Origin of the sequence: Aquimarina sp. MAR_2010_214, from assembly GCF_002846555.1 — a bacterium.
Classification (GTDB): Bacteria; Bacteroidota; Bacteroidia; order Flavobacteriales; family Flavobacteriaceae; genus Aquimarina.
This window is the reverse complement of record NZ_PJMS01000001.1, coordinates 4,678,761-4,695,338: the sequence shown is the minus strand read 5'-3', so window position 1 is coordinate 4,695,338 and position 16,578 is coordinate 4,678,761. Positions and strand designations below refer to the sequence as shown.

At 32.8% G+C, this 16,578-nt stretch carries 13 protein-coding genes; 10 read left to right on the top strand and 3 right to left on the bottom strand.

Annotated features, from left to right (window positions below):
• Positions 1-56 precede the first annotated feature (56 nt).
• The 9 genes from ATE84_RS19975 to ATE84_RS19935 all read left to right on the top strand — a co-directional run bounded on the left by ATE84_RS19975 (position 57) and on the right by ATE84_RS19935 (position 12,436).
• Positions 57-1,103, top strand: coding sequence for a LacI family DNA-binding transcriptional regulator (locus ATE84_RS19975; protein ID WP_255412032.1), 1,047 nt, complete (start codon positions 57-59; stop codon positions 1,101-1,103).
• A 129-nt stretch (positions 1,104-1,232) separates the two neighbouring features.
• Positions 1,233-2,615, top strand: a complete 1,383-nt coding sequence (locus ATE84_RS19970; protein WP_101449645.1) for an MFS transporter — start codon at positions 1,233-1,235, stop codon at positions 2,613-2,615.
• Positions 2,615-3,277 carry a beta-phosphoglucomutase gene (pgmB, locus tag ATE84_RS19965; protein WP_101449644.1) on the top strand — a complete coding sequence of 221 codons (663 nt, stop codon included), beginning with the start codon at positions 2,615-2,617 and terminating at the stop codon, positions 3,275-3,277. The genes ATE84_RS19970 and pgmB overlap by 1 nt, the downstream gene beginning before the upstream one ends.
• 120 nt (positions 3,278-3,397) lie before the next feature.
• Positions 3,398-5,704: a glycoside hydrolase family 65 protein gene (locus ATE84_RS19960; protein WP_101449643.1), complete on the top strand. Its 2,307-nt coding sequence runs from the start codon at positions 3,398-3,400 to the stop codon at positions 5,702-5,704.
• A gap of 159 nt (positions 5,705-5,863) precedes the next feature.
• Positions 5,864-7,720, top strand: a complete 1,857-nt coding sequence (locus tag ATE84_RS19955) for a glycoside hydrolase family 13 protein (RefSeq protein WP_101449642.1) — start codon at positions 5,864-5,866, stop codon at positions 7,718-7,720.
• A gap of 38 nt (positions 7,721-7,758) precedes the next feature.
• On the top strand, positions 7,759-9,147 hold the full coding sequence (locus ATE84_RS19950) for an alpha-amylase family glycosyl hydrolase (protein ID WP_101449641.1): 1,389 nt from the start codon (positions 7,759-7,761) through the stop codon (positions 9,145-9,147).
• 219 nt (positions 9,148-9,366) lie between these two features.
• The gene (gene pfkA / locus ATE84_RS19945) at positions 9,367-10,353 is read left to right on the top strand and encodes a 6-phosphofructokinase (RefSeq protein ID WP_101449640.1); all 987 of its coding nucleotides are present in this window, start codon (positions 9,367-9,369) and stop codon (positions 10,351-10,353) included.
• A gap of 57 nt (positions 10,354-10,410) precedes the next feature.
• Positions 10,411-11,412 carry a type I glyceraldehyde-3-phosphate dehydrogenase gene (gap, locus tag ATE84_RS19940; protein ID WP_101449639.1) on the top strand — a complete coding sequence of 334 codons (1,002 nt, stop codon included), beginning with the start codon at positions 10,411-10,413 and terminating at the stop codon, positions 11,410-11,412.
• A 157-nt stretch (positions 11,413-11,569) separates the two neighbouring features.
• Positions 11,570-12,436 (top strand): N-acetylglucosamine kinase, encoded by an 867-nt coding sequence (locus ATE84_RS19935; RefSeq protein ID WP_101449638.1) that lies wholly within the window; start codon positions 11,570-11,572, stop codon positions 12,434-12,436.
• Between the two features lie 11 nt (positions 12,437-12,447).
• Here the strand turns inward: ATE84_RS19935 and ATE84_RS19930 are convergent, their stop codons facing one another.
• Entirely contained in the window at positions 12,448-13,041 is a 594-nt protein-coding gene (locus ATE84_RS19930; RefSeq protein ID WP_101449637.1) for a DUF4202 domain-containing protein, read from the bottom strand.
• Positions 13,042-13,312: 271 nt separating this feature from the next.
• Here ATE84_RS19930 and ATE84_RS19925 point away from each other — a divergent pair, with 271 nt between their 5' ends.
• The gene (locus ATE84_RS19925; protein ID WP_101449636.1) at positions 13,313-13,501 is read left to right on the top strand and encodes a hypothetical protein; all 189 of its coding nucleotides are present in this window, start codon (positions 13,313-13,315) and stop codon (positions 13,499-13,501) included.
• Between the two features lie 6 nt (positions 13,502-13,507).
• Here the strand turns inward: ATE84_RS19925 and ATE84_RS19920 are convergent, their stop codons facing one another.
• Both ATE84_RS19920 and ATE84_RS19915 read right to left on the bottom strand, forming a co-directional pair.
• Entirely contained in the window at positions 13,508-14,962 is a 1,455-nt protein-coding gene (locus ATE84_RS19920; protein ID WP_101449635.1) for a S41 family peptidase, read from the bottom strand.
• Between the two features lie 194 nt (positions 14,963-15,156).
• Positions 15,157-16,461: a carboxypeptidase-like regulatory domain-containing protein gene (locus tag ATE84_RS19915; protein ID WP_101449634.1), complete on the bottom strand. Its 1,305-nt coding sequence runs from the start codon at positions 16,459-16,461 to the stop codon at positions 15,157-15,159.
• Positions 16,462-16,578 lie beyond the last annotated feature (117 nt).

Sequence of the window (16,578 nt, the reverse complement as noted above, 5' to 3'; positions counted from 1 at the left end):
ATTAAGTATGTTTTTGTAGTACATTTCATAGGGAATTACATCGGGTAGATCTGATGATGAAAACAATAAAAAGGAAAAGGATGAAGAGAAAAGTTACATTAAAACAGATAGCGAAAGAGCTGGATGTTTCTATTTCTACAGTATCTAAAGCATTAAAAGATAGTGCAGAGATAAGTTTAGATACGAGACAAAAGGTAAAAGCCTTTGCCAAGCTATACAATTATAAGCCTAATAATATAGCGTTAAGCCTTAAGAATAGGAAAACAAAGACTATAGGTATTATTATTCCAGAAATTGTTCATCACTTTTTTACAACAGTAATTGGTGGAGTAGAGAAGGTAGCGAATGAAAAAGGATACAATGTAATCATTTGTTCTTCAAACAATTCTTTTGATAAAGAAGTCATTAATTTAGAAATGCTGGCCAGTGGGAGTGCCGATGGATTTATTCTATCTGTTGCTAAAGAAACACAGCTCAAAAAAGATTATCATCATATAGAAGAGACCATGAGCCAAGGGATGCCTGTTGTACTTTTTGATAGAATTATTGATGAGGTTGTATGCGATAAAGTGATTATAGATGATGCCAAAGGAGCCCAAACAGCTACGAATCATCTGCTTTCTATTGGGTGCAAGAAAATAGCGATTCTTACTACGGTAGATTATATAAGTGTAGGTAAATTAAGAACTAATGGGTACTTAAAAGCATTAAGAGCTTATGATATTCCTGAAAAAGAAGAGCTTATCCTTAAAATAGAGGATATAGATAATTGTGAATCCGAAATTTCGGACTTCCTACAGGATAAAGATATAGATGCTGTTTTTGCAGTAAATGAATTATTTGCAGTTACTGCAGCCAAAGTTCTTGATGCACAAGGCAAAAAAGTTCCTGATGATATCGCTATTATTGGTTTTACAGATGGTATTCTTTCTAAACATTTTATCCCAAGTTTAACTACGATAAGCCAACATGGAGAAGATATGGGGATACGAGCAGCAAAACTTCTTATCGATAAATTAGAAGGGGATGATGCTGTAACAGAGGAGTATAGAACAGTTATTATTGATACAAGTCTGATTCAAAGAAAATCAACAAAAAAATAAAGAGAGGCTATTTTAATTAAAAAATTATAATATCTTTGACCTCGATCAAGACTTATATTTTCACTTTCTACTAAAATAAGTTTTGATAAGTAGTTTCGCTTATCATAGTAATAATTAAATATTTACTTGATGAACAAGCGTAAATTAAGTTTCTGGGAAATTTGGAACATGAGTTTCGGTTTTCTAGGGATTCAATTCGGTTTTGCACTGCAAGGCGGATTTATGTCTAGAATTTTCCAAACCTTAGGCGCAGAAAAAGACGCAATACCTTTATTATGGATTGCAGCTCCTTTGACAGGCCTTTTGGTTCAACCTATTATAGGATACTTAAGTGATCGTACCTGGAGCCCAAGATGGGGTCGACGTAGACCTTACTTTTTAATTGGAGCAGTACTAAGTTCTATAGCGCTGTTTTTGGTGCCTCATTCCCCGGTTTTATGGGTAGCAGCAGGATTTTTATGGATTCTGGATGCTTCTATAAATATTTCTATGGAACCCTTTAGAGCTTTGGTAGCTGATAAATTACCAGAATCTCAACGATCATATGGATTTGTTACTCAAACACTTATCATAGGTATTGGAACCTGGGTAGCTAGTAATTTACCTTGGATGATTTCTCAAATGGGTGTAAGTGATGCTGCTCCAAATGGCGTGATCCCGATGTCGGTGAAAATAGCTTTTGCTATTGGGGCTTTTGTTTTTCTTGCCAGTATTCTGTACACCGTTTTTACAACTTCTGAATATCCTCCCGAAGATATGGAAGAATTTGAACGAGAAAAGAAGAAAAAGAACCAATTTATACCTGATATTTTGAATAATATCGGAAGTATGCCACTAACCATGAAAAAACTAGGGCTAATCCAATTTTTTAGCTGGTTTGCCTTTTTTACCATGTGGAGTCTTGCAAATCCGGCATTAACAGAACATGTGTTTCATACTCCTGCACCGATAGAGTCCACATTTAATATGGATATTCCAGAATCGGTTGCAGCATTCGAAAAAGAGAATACAGCATTTCAAAAATCATCTAACGAAGTTGGTCGATATATGGGGACATATGGATTGTCCTCTATGGCTTTTGCCTTAATATTAACTTTTTATACTTCGAGAAAAAGAATTAATAGAAAATGGGTTCACTTGGTGTCTCTTGTTTTAGGAGGTCTTGGTTTTATATCAATGTATTTTATCCCTTCACCAGAATGGCTATTCCTTTCTTTTACTTTGGTAGGCTTTGCCTGGGGGAGTATTTTATCGATGCCGTATGCTATGCTATCAAGTGCTGTAGATCCTAAAAAAATGGGAGTTATCATGGGGATATTTAACATGTTTATTGTTATTCCTCAAATTGTCGCAGCTATAGGCGGAGTTAATTTTACTTACAAACTTATAGGAAGCGAAACGATTAATGCAATGTTGGTAGCAGGAATAAGTTTGATCATTGCAGGAATATGTAATTTATTGATTGTTAATAAAGATGCTATAACGTATAACCCAAAAAGCGAGATAGAGTAATGAAGAAAGCATTTATATTTGATCTCGATGGTGTTATCGTAGATACTGCAAAATATCATTTTAAGGCCTGGCAAAAACTAGCCGATAGTCTTGGCATTTCTTTTTCTGAGGAACAGAATGAACAACTTAAAGGAGTGAGTAGGGTACAATCACTAGAAAAGATTCTGGAATGGGGAAACAAAACCATATCAGAAGAAAAATTTAGTCAGTTAATGTTCGAAAAGAATACAGAGTACCTTACTTATATCTCTGAGATGAATGCTAGTGAAATCTTACCAGATGTACCCAGAATTTTAGAATATTTGATTTTAGAGAAACAGGCAATAGCTTTGGGCTCTGCAAGTAAAAATGCTAGGGCGATTTTAGAAAAAGTACAACTCTATGATAAGTTTAATACGATTGTAGGTGGGACTAATGTTTCTAAAGCTAAACCAGATCCTGAAGTATTTTTGTTAGGAGCCAAAGCACTAGGAATCTCCCCAGAAAACTGTATTGTATTCGAAGATTCTGTTGCCGGAATTAAGGCTGCAAATATTGCCAATATGATTAGTATTGGTATTGGTAATCAAGAAGTACTACACGAAGCAGATTATATTTTTAAAGATTTCACAGAAATAAAAGAAGAATTTATAAATCAATTGGTCACGGCCAAAAAAGTTTAGTAAGAATATAGAAAGCCAAAGCAATTCATCCTAAAAATTACGGGATAAAATTCATGGCATGTTTTAGACAGACCTAGATCAATACAGGTCTGATTACTAAAAACGAATAAAAAAGAATAGATGAATCAGGATTATATAAAACCAGATAACTGGTCAATTATTGAAGAAGGGTTTGATGTAGAACGAGTTAAATCATCAGAAAGCCTTTTTAGTATTGGTAATGGAGCAATGGGGCAGCGCGCCAATTTTGAAGAAACATATACTGGTCCTACTTTTCAGGGAAGCTATATTGCAGGAGTGTATTATCCTGATAAAACCAGAGTAGGTTGGTGGAAAAATGGATATCCAGAGTATTTTGCCAAAGTACTGAATGCTCCAAACTGGATCGGTATCGATATAGAGGTTGAAGGAGAGAAACTGGATTTATATACATGTAAATCAGTAACCAATTTCAGAAGAGAATTAAATATGAAAGAAGGTTGGTATCAACGTTCATTTCATGCTGTTTTACCCAATAACATAGAAGTATCTGTTACATCTACACGTTTTCTAAGCCTGGATCTGGATGAAGTAGGCGCAATTAAGTATGAAGTAACTCCCATAAATCAAGAAGCTACTATAGCATTAATACCGTATCTGGATTCGGGAATTACGAATGAAGATACCAATTGGGACGATAAATTTTGGGATACCTATAATTTGGCACACGAAGAAAACTCTGCATATATCTTATCTAAAACCATGAAGACTGATTATCATGTGTGTACAGGAATGTCAAATCAGATTTTTGTTAATAGTATACAAAAAGATATATCCCCAAAAGTAGAGGCTAATGGCACATATATACATTTAAAATATACGATTCAGGTTCGTAAAGGAGAAACAGCAGGTATCACAAAGTTTGGAGGATATACAGTATCTCTTAATCATAAAGAAGAAGATCTGCAAGAGGTTAGTAAAACCATACTTAAGCAAGCTTCAGAGTCAGGATTTAATACACTTTTGGATTTACAAAAAAAGGCATGGTTCAACATATGGGAAATGGCAGATATTGTAATCGAGGGAGATGTAAAAGCACAACAAGGAATCCGATTTAATATTTTTCAACTTAATCAAACATACCTTGGTAAAGATGCAAGATTGAATATTGGACCTAAAGGATTTACGGGTGAGAAATATGGTGGAAGTACATATTGGGATACTGAGGCTTATTGTATTCCGTTTTATATGGCTACCAAAGATCAAGGTGTAGCACGTAATCTGTTGACCTATCGATATAATCATCTAGAAAAAGCTATAGAGAATGCAGAAAAACTTGGTTTTACCAATGGAGCTGCGTTATATCCTATGGTAACTATGAATGGCGAAGAATGTCATAATGAGTGGGAGATTACTTTTGAAGAAATACATCGTAATGGTGCGATGATATTTGCAATCTACAATTATGTTAGGTACACCGGTGATTATACTTATGTTACAGAAAAAGGACTAGAAGTAATGATAGCGATAGCTCGTTTCTGGCATCAAAGAGCGACATTCTCTACCAATAAAAATAAATATGTAATCCTTGGAGTTACAGGTCCTAATGAATATGAAAATAATGTTAATAATAACTGGTACACTAACTATTTGGCAAAGTGGTGTATCGAGTATTGTGTAGAAAATATTGATAAAATAAAAGCCCAATATACGGGTGACTATCACAGGATTATAGAAAAGACCAATTTAGGTCAAGAGGAGATCAACGCAATGTTGGAAGTGGCCGATAAGATGTATTTTCCATATTCAGAAAAGCATCAGGTATACTTACAACAAGATGGATTCTTAGATAAAGAATTAATTACAGTGAACAATTTGGATACGTCACAACGCCCAATTAATCAAAAGTGGAGTTGGGATCGAATATTGCGTTCTCCTTATATAAAACAAGCAGATACGCTTCAGGGATTTTATATGTTTGAGGATCAATTTACCAAAGAAGAATTGACACGGCATTTTGATTTCTATGAACCATTTACAGTACATGAGTCTTCACTTTCACCATGTGTTCATAGTATTCAGGCAGCTACTTTAGATAGAATGGATCAGGCGTATACTTTTTACCTGAGAACTTCAAGACTAGACCTGGATGATTATAATAAAGAAGTTGAAGAAGGGTTACATATCACTAGTATGGCAGGTACTTGGATGAGTATTGTCGAAGGATTCGGAGGACTTAGAATTAAGAATGATACACTTTCTTTTTCTCCTAAAATTCCTAAAGAATGGAAAGGGTATACCTTCAATGTAAATTTCAGAAATCAAATTCTTAAAGTAAAGATATCTCAAGAAGGAACATCGTTTACTCTTGAAGGTACTAAGGAATTATTAATTTATGTAGATGATAAGGAGTTAAGAATTTCTCCCAACAGTTTAATAACTGTTTGATATACTATTGCTTAGAATAATACAAAACTGTAATAAAAGTATTTTTTGCCCCAATCTTTTGTATAAGGCGGAGTCGAAGTGTATTGAGATAGATACATTTTATTTCTTGACTCCGCCCAAAAATAGTAATGCCTTTTATAAATATAAAGCATATAAAAAATGAAAAGTAAACTAATTATACTGTTATCCTGGTGTTTTATTATGTTAGCCCAGGCTCAGGTAGAAAAAATGGAACCTCCATTTTGGTGGAGTGCTATGCATGATAACGAACTTCAGATACTGTGCTACGGAAAAGATATTGCTAAATATAATGTAGAGAGTAAGGATATAACGATTAGTGATATTACAAAAACAGAAAACCCAAATTACCTGTTTATAACCTTGGATACTAAAGAGGTCGAAGCAGGTACAGTTTTAATTGATTTTAAAGAAAATGGTAGTGTAGTATTTTCTCAACCTTATCAATTTAAACCCAGGAGAGAAAATTCTGCAGAAAGAAAAGGATTTGATAGTAGTGATGTGATGTATTTAATCATGCCGGATCGGTTCGCAAACGGTAACCCCGAGAATGATTCTCATAAGGATACGGTAGAAAAAGCAGATCGTTCTAATCCCGGAGGGCGTCATGGAGGTGATATTCAGGGGATAATTGATCATTTGGATTATCTTAAAAACCTAGGAGTTACAGCATTATGGAGTACTCCATTGTTAGAGGATAATGAACCAACATATTCATATCATACCTATGCGCAAAGCGATTTGTATACAATAGATCCACGATATGGAACCAATGAAGACTATAAACGGTTAGCTTCAGAAATGCATAAACAGGATATGAAACTGGTTATGGATTATGTAACAAATCATTGGGGGTCTAAGCATTGGATGATAAAAGATTTACCAACTAAAGATTGGATACACCAATGGCCAGAAGGTTTCAGACGTAGTAATTATCGTATGACTACCCAGTTTGATGATAATGCTTCACAAATAGATAGTAAAGGATGTATGAACGGATGGTTTGATACTACAATGCCAGATATGAACCAAAGTAACCCTTTATTTCTTAAGTATATTACCCAAAATGCAATTTGGTGGATAGAATATGCTGATCTGGATGGTTTTAGAGTAGATACTTATTCTTATAATGATAAAGAAGGGATAGCCAAATGGACCAAAGCGATTATGGACGAATATCCTAATTTTAATATTGTAGGAGAGGTATGGATGCACAATCAGGCGCAGATAGCATACTGGCAAAAAAATAGTAAAATTGGAGCTATCGATAACTACAATTCTCACTTACCATCGGTAATGGATTTTACACTTCATGATGCTATTACAGTACTATTTAACGAAGACGAAAATTCTTGGGATAAGGGAATGATCAGGGCATATGATAACTTCACAAATGATTTTCTATACCCAGACATCAACAATATTCTATTATTTGCCGGAAACCATGATACGAATCGTATTAATGAGATATATCAAGGAGATATTGACACCTATAAAATGGTAATGACTTTGATATGTACCACTCGCGGTATACCTCAAATTTATTATGGTGATGAAATAGGTATGTTGGGCAATCGTGATAAAAAAGGAGATGGTGATATTCGCAGAGATTTTCCTGGTGGATGGCCGGGAGATACAAAAAATGCCTTTTTGTCTTCAGAAATCAAAAATGGAAGAACCAATGATCAGGAAGCATTTTACTCTTTTACGAGAAAAGTCTTAAAATGGAGACAGCAGGCAGAGGTAATTCATACTGGGAAACTATTACAATTCATTCCTTTTGATAATGTATATGTATACTTCAGGTATAATGAAGAGAAAAGCGTTATGGTAGTTATTAATAATAGCTTAAAAGACCAACAGTTAGATATTACGCGATTCAAAGAAGGTATAAAAAACTATAGTGTCGGAACCGATATTATTACTGATTCTAATATAGACATCACCGAGGATTTTAGCATATCTGCTAAAACATCAATGATATTGGAGTTAAAATAAAATATAACCACAAATAGCCATCTATAAATTTAAATAAAATGAAAAAGATAACCTTAAGTCTTGTTGTAATTGGAATTCTATTTTCCTGCGGAAAGACAACAAAAGAAGAAACTACTGTTAAAACGGAAACCGAAGCCCAAGAAGTAATAAAAGAAGGACTTCCGCCGGTTAACGATGCCATGATGGAAAACGCAGTTATTTATGAAGCTAATATTCGTCAATATTCTGAAGAAGGTACCTTTAGTGCATTTACCAAAGATATCCCTGTTCTTAAAAAATTGGGAGTTAAAGTAATATGGATAATGCCGATATATCCTATCTCTACAACCAAAAGTAAAGGATCATTAGGAAGTTATTATGCAGTATCTGATTACACAAAGGTGAATCCGGAATTTGGTACTATCGAAGACTTTAGAGCATTAGTAAAAATGGCTCATGATAACGGAATCTATGTGATTTTGGATTGGGTAGCAAATCATACAGGTTGGGATCATATTTGGTTAAAAGAACATCCCGAATATTACACCAAAGATAAAAATGGTGCTATCACACATACTGAAGGTACAGATTGGACCGATGTGGCAGATCTTAATTATGACAATAAGGAGATGCGCGAACAGATGAAAAATGATATGTTGTATTGGTTAAAAGAAGAAGGTGTAGATGGTTTTAGGTGTGATGTGGCAGGGATGGTTCCTGTAGATTTTTGGGATAAAACTGTAGCAGAATTTAAGAAGATTAAACCTGTATTTATGTTAGCCGAAGGTTGGGAACCAGAATTATTAGAAAATGCTTTTGATATGGGGTATGGATGGGATACGCATCATAAAATGAATGATATTGCACAAGGAAAAGCTAATGTTGTTGAATGGGATAAAAGAATGGCCCAGATAGATACCATGTATGCAAAAGATGATATTTTAATGAATTTTACATCAAATCATGATGAAAACTCCTGGAATGGTACTGTCGAAGAAAGAATGGGAGAAGCAAAAGAGATGCTTGCAGTACTTACATACCTTGCACCTGGTATGCCCTTGATTTATTCTGGACAGGAATATGATATGGATAAACGTCTTTTGTTTTTTGAAAAAGATACGATTATAAAAAAACAAGGCAGGTTTTTCCCTTTATATGAGAAATTAGGGGTGCTGAAAAATACAAACCCTGCATTGCATGGTGGTAAAAATGCAGCTTCATATACTCGTATTAAAACTTCTAATGATACTGGTGTATTAGCATTTTTAAGAGAAAAAGATGGTCATAAAGTGATCTTTATTGCAAATATGACGAAGCAACCCATAAAGTTTACATTGGCATATGAAGGAAAGTTTACAGATTACTTTTCAGGAGAAACAATTGAGGCATCATCTGGTACAGCATATGAATTTGCTGCATGGCAATACTTGGTTTTGATTGTAGAATAGTCAAAACCAGTAATATTAACATACAAAAAACGACTTGCTATTGCGAGTCGTTTTTATTTATCTGCAATTTGAAGTTCATTAATTTATTCTTAGCGTAATGCATGAATATGTGTTAAAATATTGCATTTTTTGTCAGTAAAAGCTGAATTTATTAACCGAAAACGTTTTAGTTTTTAGGCAAATTAGGTTATTACTACCAATAGCAATAGATTTGACTTAATGACAAAAAAAGTTAAAAATATAGCCGTACTTACTTCGGGAGGAGATGCTCCTGGAATGAATGCAGCAATCCGTGCAGTAGTTAGAGCATGTAGTTATTACGAGGTAAAATGTTATGGTATTTATAAAGGATATGAAGGCCTTATTAATAACGAAGTAGAAGAACTAAATGCACGATCTGTTCGTAATGTTATAAACAAAGGAGGAACCTTTCTTAAATCTGCCCGTTCAAAAGAATTTAGAACTATAGAAGGTAGGCAGAAAGCACATGAAAACCTGATTAAAAATAGCATTGACGCTCTTGTTGTAATAGGTGGTGATGGAAGTTTTACCGGAGCTTTGAAATTATCAGAAGAATTTAACTTTCCGGTAGTAGGTATCCCGGGAACTATCGATAATGATATTAACGGTACAGATTATACTATAGGGTACGACACGGCATTAAATACAGTAGTAGAGGCAATTGATAAGATTCGAGATACTGCAAGTTCTCATAATCGATTGTTTTTAATCGAAGTAATGGGGCGTGATGCAGGAGATATAGCTTTAAATGCAGGAATTGGAGCAGGAGCAGAGGAAATTTTGATTCCCGAAGAAGATATGGGAATAGAGCGACTTATAGAATCTTTAAGAAAAAGTAAGAAAACCGGAAAAACCTCAAGTATAATTGTGGTAGCAGAAGGAGGTAAATCTGGTAAAAATATTTTTGAATTAGGAGAATATGTTGAAGAAAATCTTAATGATTATGAAGTAAGAGTATCTGTATTAGGGCATATCCAAAGAGGCGGGCCACCAAGCTGCTATGATCGGGTACTAGCCAGTAAGCTAGGAGTAGGAGCAGTAGAAGCACTATTAGATGGTAAAAGTGAAGTAATGATCGGAATTGTTCACAAGGTTGTTACTATTGTACCTCTTAAGGATGCATTAGATAAAAGACCTCATAAACATGATGGATTAATAAAAGTAGCAGATATCACTTCTGTATAATTTTGAATAGTATAACCACAGTTAGTATAAATTAATAAAACAACTAAATTTTTAAATATGAGTACGTTAAAAATTGGAATTAACGGTTTTGGTAGAATTGGAAGAATTGCTTTTAGAATTGCTTCTAAACGTGATAATGTAGAGATAGTAGCGATTAATGACTTATTAGATGTAGCCCATTTAGCTTATTTATTAGAATATGATTCAGTACACGGAAAATTTGATGAAACTATAGAAGTTAAAAACGGTAATCTTGTAGTCAATGGAAAAGAAATTCGAGTAACCGCCGAACGTAATCCAGAAGATCTAAAATGGGGTGATGTAGGAGTAGATGTAGTTATGGACTGTACAGGGATCTTTACAACTCTGGGAACTGCCGATGCACATCTTAAGGCAGGAGCTAAGAAAGTAGTGATTTCTGCTCCGTCAAAAGATGCTCCAATGTTTGTAATGGGAGTAAATCATAATGATGTAAAAGCTTCAGATACTATTGTTTCTAATGCTTCTTGTACTACAAACTGTTTGGCTCCATTGGCAAAAGTTATCGATGATAATTTTGGTATAGAAGAAGGGTTGATGACTACAGTACACTCTGCTACAGCTACACAAGCTACTGTAGATTCTCCATCAAAAAAGAACTATAGATTAGGACGTAGTGCATTAAATAATATTATACCTTCTACTACAGGAGCTGCAGTAGCAGTTACTAAAGTAATTCCAGCTTTAAAAGGAAAATTAACAGGTATGGCATTTAGAGTACCTACAGTAGATGTTTCTGTTGTAGATCTTACTGTTAAAACTAAAAAATCAGTTTCTTATGAAGAACTCAAAGCTGTGGTAAAGAATGCTTCCGAGAATGAATTAAAAGGTATTCTTGGGTATACTGAAGAAGCTGTAGTATCTCAGGATTTTGTGGGAGAATCACAAACTTCTGTGTTTGATGCTAATGCAGGAATTGCTCTTAATGAGAATTTCTTTAAATTGATATCCTGGTATGATAATGAATATGGGTATTCTACAAAATTAGTTGATTTGTCAGAACATGTAGGGAATCTATAATTATCTGATACTTTTAAAAGTATACTACTAGCTGTCACATTGAGCATAATCGAAAAATATTGATTTCTCGATTATGCTCAAGATGATAGTCTATTAAATTCAAAAGGATGAATGATATTATGTATCCTATTTTGCTAACCATATAACAAAATTTTAAATGATTTTATTAGCCGATGGCGGTTCTACTAAATGCGATTGGATTCTTCTGGATGATGTAGGAGAAATCGTTTTTAAAACCCGTACAGAAGGGTTAAACCCTGCTGTATTCGAAAAATCTCTCCTAGAAGAAAGAGTTAGAAAAAACGACAAACTTTCTTCTTATCGAGATAAAATTGATACTGTTCATTTTTATGGAGCAGGATGCGGTACAAAAAAGCCAACAGTAATGTTAAAAAAGATTTTTGAAGATTTTTTTGTTGGTGCAGAAATTGTCGTTAAAGAAGATATGGTTGCAGCAGTATATGCCGCTACGACAGAACCTGGAATTATATGTATTTTGGGAACAGGGTCTAATAGTTGTTATTTTGATGGAGAAGATATCCATATGTCTGTTGATTCTCTGGGGTATATTCTTATGGATGAAGCTAGTGGGAACCACTTTGGAAAAAAATTGATACGCGATTATTACTATAAAAGAATGCCTCCCGAAATAGCATCAGAATTTGAAAAACGTTTTGACCTTTCTTCAGATTCAATTAAAGAAAATCTATACAAAAGAGAAAACCCTAATACATATCTAGCTTCTTTTGCAGAGTTTATTTTTACTAGTGAACGTAATGGTTATTTTTATAAAATTATTACCGAAGGTATTCAAGAGTTTATAGAGACTAGAGTATTGTGTTTCCCAGAATCACAACATGTGCCTATACATTTTATTGGTTCGATAGCTCATTTTAGTGAAGATATTATAAGAGCAGCAGTCTGGCCATATCACTTAACGGTTGGTAATATCGTAAGAAGACCAATTGATGGAATTATTGATTACTATCGCAATGAAGTAATTAAAAAAAAAACTAAAATTTAATTTAATATAGGTCAGGAATCTTTACTCAACGCTTGTTTAATTAAGTCTAATGCTCTTTCTGAATAAGAAAGCTGTAGTGCAGATTCATGGCCTTTTTCAGACATTTTACGCCATGTTTTTTGAAGAATATCAATTACTTTTTGATCGGTATGTTTAACTAGGAAACTTTCATAGTAAAACCTAAGAAAAACAAGGCAAATCACATCTTCTAAAGTTTGTGTGTCGTTATCTTTTTTTAATTTTTTCTTTTGAATCAAAAAAGATACGCGGTCAATCGTTTCTGTATCATAACCAACCTCTTTAAGAATTTCTGAAGCTTTTAATGCATGAAACTTTTTTAACTCTTCTCTCCATTTTAGATAACCAATACGATCCATTGCATAATTTTTACGAGGAATTTCCCATCTGCAAATATGCTGTGATCTAGCAGCAAGTTTAAGAGCTTCAGAAGCATTTGGTTCAAAATCTTCTATAGTATCTGTCATTCGTTGACCATAGATTAATTCTTTAGAAACAAATACATTATTTATTTTTTCTTTATTAGGGTCTTCTGCATTTGCTTTATCAATATTTTTGTAAGCCTCTGCTAGTTTAGCTATGGACATATAGGATCGTTTTTTAGTGCATTAACAAATTTAAAGTATTTGTTTAAGTAATTCCAAATCCCATTTAGAATTTTCGAAATTACTAAAGTATTAAAGTAGTATTAAAAGATATAGCACTGTTCATGATTTATCTGTGTGATAAAATTGTTAATACTTCTGTGTAAAAGTATTCTATCCCTTTACGTATTTGAGTAGGTTTTAAACTTATTTTTACTCACGAAATTTATGGGCTATATCATCATAAAATATAGTTCAGAAAATAAACTATCAGATGACAGAATATGTACTTTTAACAGATGATCAAAGTTATTTTGTTGAATATCTTATTGGCGAATTAATACTATCTAGCAGTATTAGTGAAGCGATGAAATTTAATGATGAGCATCTTGCATTAAGATTTAAGCAAATGTTACATAATTCCTGTGAATTAGTCACTAGTGTAAATACATATATTGGGTGATTTTACCTAACCACTAATCAATTTTAAAACATAATCCAGATCAGGATCTCTACCAGAGATTAAATCATCAATAGAGAATATCGTTTGCCTATCCGGGAGTACACCAGATCCTTTAGGAACGTTTTTGTCTTTTACATAATGATTGACCTTTTCCATATACATCACCATTATTATTTTGGAATTAGGAAATTCATAATATACCGGGAATTCTCCATTAGAAAAATGATATCCACCACCAGTTTCTTCTCCTACCAAAATAATATTTGAATCATTTTTAACATTTAAAGCAAAGGTAGATCCGGTAGAAAAAGTTGTTCCTCCGGCAAGCACATATACATTTCCTCTAAACCTATCTTTATCAGGAACCATAATGGCTTCCATATCATCAAAAACCAGTTTCCATCCATCGTATATAGGATGGTTGTAAAACTTATCTTTTAAAAAATGCTTTTCACTAAGATAAGTTCTGGTGACATGTTTTCGCTCAGGAACAGTAAGTGAAGCTACATATTCACTTGTTATCTGTTTAAATACATTGTTAGTTATGAATGAAAATAATTGTACTGCATTAGGTCTAAAACCTCCATCATTTTGTCGAACATCAACAACAAGATTACTAATTTTCTTTTTATTAATTTCTTTGAAAATTTTTATCAGATTTGATTTAAAAATCCTTGTATCTCCTTTAAATGAATTGACAACCAAAACAGCTGTATTTAAATCTTCTTTGTAATATACAAAAGGGGTTTTATTATTAATAAATGCATCAAAGTAGTCAAAACTATTTTCTTGTTTATGATATTTAGCAAAATAAGAATTACGTTTAGTATTTCTAAGTCTTACGGTTACAAAAGATTCTGCAGGTAAGATTTTATTTTTTTCTGCTCCGTTGGGTTCTGTATAGTCAATACTAAATTTTTTTTCAATACCATATTCATACGCAAAGTATAATCCAAATTTTAACTCTATTTCTCGGTGTTTTCGAGTGAGATTATATCCATCACTAGGTACGTATTTTTTTAGATGATGTAAAATTTCATATGCTTGTTTCCCGTTAATTCGATTAATTTTTGAACCTATCGGGATATCAAAATCTTTGGTATCTGTATAAAACTCTGTATTGACTAATTTAAGAATCAAAGGAAAATAATACTGATCTGTTTTTATAGTATTAGGAGCAAAAAACAAAAGGTGTCCATCTTTAATTTTATCTGTGACATCTAGCATGTTTTGATATAATTTTATATCAGAATCTGTTGTAGTCAAAGATTCTTTCGTAGTCTCAAAAACATCTTCTAAAGAATCTTGATCAATATATTCATACAAACTCGGGTGTCCTTTTTTAAGGATATTTTCAAAAATTTTAAAATCTTCTCTTACCGCAAGAGAATCCATGCGTTTTTGTGCAAAAAGTACACAAGTGAGTGTGCAAAAAAGTACAAAGCACTGTATTTTTTTCATTAGATAATTTTAACGATATATTATTTAATTGACTTCTTTAAATTGCCTAATGTTGCAATTTTTTGTTTTCCCAAGTGTAAAAATAATAAAATTGTTGAGTGAATTCTATGTAATATTGGGATTTAATAAAATGAGTTTAATAAAAAAAAGAGTATGACGAACATACTCTTTTTAGATTGCAAATTGCTCTATTTTTAGTTTAATTTCCGCAGTTGTCTTTTTATTTTTTTGATTGCTGATTCAATAGATTTTTCTGGTTCTATAACATTATATTCACCCCAGAATACAGGATCAGAAAACCCAGAAGCTTCATCACTTATTACGACAGAAGATTTTAACCGGTCTCTTGGCCTAACAGTTTCATTATTGATATTCTTTTTCCAATCGGTCACCGCCATTTCTACATTTAGTTTATAAGTTGAATTAAATAACTTCTTTTTCCAGTTGATTTTTATAACAAGATCAATACGTCCATAACTATAATACCATTTCCCATCCTTTTGACGATAATCAATAGTATATGATGCTTTAGTGGGGTATACTTTTGCTTTTTTTGGTTTTTTTCTAACAAACATTTTACTAACCTCTTCTTTATTACCCATATTAAGACTAAAGACTGCTTTGGTCATTGCTAATGTTTCGGCATCGATATACAATTTTCCATAGTATAAAGGTTCTTTTATGTGTGGACGTTGTTTAAAATTCAACACATAAATATATTGATCATGAATTTTTGTGGACTTATCAAAACTAAAATCATAATTATCCGTCATATTTTGGGTAAAAAGAATCTCAGGTTTTTTCATTACATCAATATAAAGTGTACTGTTAGGTCCGCCTTGTAATTTTAATGTTAGTGTATCTAATTTTTTATAATCGGCACTTTTTCTAGCTTTAAAAAGCTTAATGATATCTGTTTTTGTAGACTCATAAGGATTTTTGTAAACATCTACTACAGCCTCAGAAAGTGAAACATAGCTTCTACGTTTTTTGATAGTCTCTCGATAAAAAGCAGTCATAATACTGTTTTCATTAAGATAATTACTCCCTTTTCTCTTTATTACTTCTTCTATAAGTGCTTTTGGATCTTTTGGATCAATATTTACTTCTGATAATTCAGTGACAGAGACATTAAGTTTTATTTTTAATTCTTTACCATTAAATTTTGATAGCATAATTACCTTGTCTCTATATCCAAGGTAAGAAGCTGTTATTTTACCATTAGCCATATTTTCAGGAACTTTCAATGAAAATTTCCCTTCATCATTCGTAACTGTAGAGATATTAGTTTCATTTACTGCAATAGATGCTGATATCAGAGGGCGATTAGTCTCACTATCTAATATATATCCTTTATACTCATTATAATTGGTGTTTTTTTGAGCATCATCCTGAAAATAAGTGAATGCTTGTATATAGCCAGAGTATGAGATAGTTAGTAAAATAAACAATAGAAAAGTGGCATGTCTTTTGTGAAAAAAAATACTCTTTTTATTCATAGCTCGTTTTTTTTGGTTGTAAATTCTTTTTTGAAGAGCTTAGTCCTACATTACAAGGTAAGAAATTTTCCCGAAGAAATTCGATGTCAATACGTTAAAACAGTAGCTTTATTAAAT

Coding starts and splice junctions, on each gene's coding strand:
- ATE84_RS19975 (WP_255412032.1), top strand. CDS start 57: ATGAAAACAATAAAAAGGAAAAGGATGAAGAGAAAAGTTACATTAAAA.
- ATE84_RS19970 (WP_101449645.1), top strand. CDS start 1,233: ATGAACAAGCGTAAATTAAGTTTCTGGGAAATTTGGAACATGAGTTTC.
- pgmB (WP_101449644.1), top strand. CDS start 2,615: ATGAAGAAAGCATTTATATTTGATCTCGATGGTGTTATCGTAGATACT.
- ATE84_RS19960 (WP_101449643.1), top strand. CDS start 3,398: ATGAATCAGGATTATATAAAACCAGATAACTGGTCAATTATTGAAGAA.
- ATE84_RS19955 (WP_101449642.1), top strand. CDS start 5,864: ATGAAAAGTAAACTAATTATACTGTTATCCTGGTGTTTTATTATGTTA.
- ATE84_RS19950 (WP_101449641.1), top strand. CDS start 7,759: ATGAAAAAGATAACCTTAAGTCTTGTTGTAATTGGAATTCTATTTTCC.
- pfkA (WP_101449640.1), top strand. CDS start 9,367: ATGACAAAAAAAGTTAAAAATATAGCCGTACTTACTTCGGGAGGAGAT.
- gap (WP_101449639.1), top strand. CDS start 10,411: ATGAGTACGTTAAAAATTGGAATTAACGGTTTTGGTAGAATTGGAAGA.
- ATE84_RS19935 (WP_101449638.1), top strand. CDS start 11,570: ATGATTTTATTAGCCGATGGCGGTTCTACTAAATGCGATTGGATTCTT.
- ATE84_RS19930 (WP_101449637.1), bottom strand. CDS start 13,041: ATGTCCATAGCTAAACTAGCAGAGGCTTACAAAAATATTGATAAAGCA.
- ATE84_RS19925 (WP_101449636.1), top strand. CDS start 13,313: ATGACAGAATATGTACTTTTAACAGATGATCAAAGTTATTTTGTTGAA.
- ATE84_RS19920 (WP_101449635.1), bottom strand. CDS start 14,962: ATGAAAAAAATACAGTGCTTTGTACTTTTTTGCACACTCACTTGTGTA.
- ATE84_RS19915 (WP_101449634.1), bottom strand. CDS start 16,461: ATGAATAAAAAGAGTATTTTTTTTCACAAAAGACATGCCACTTTTCTA.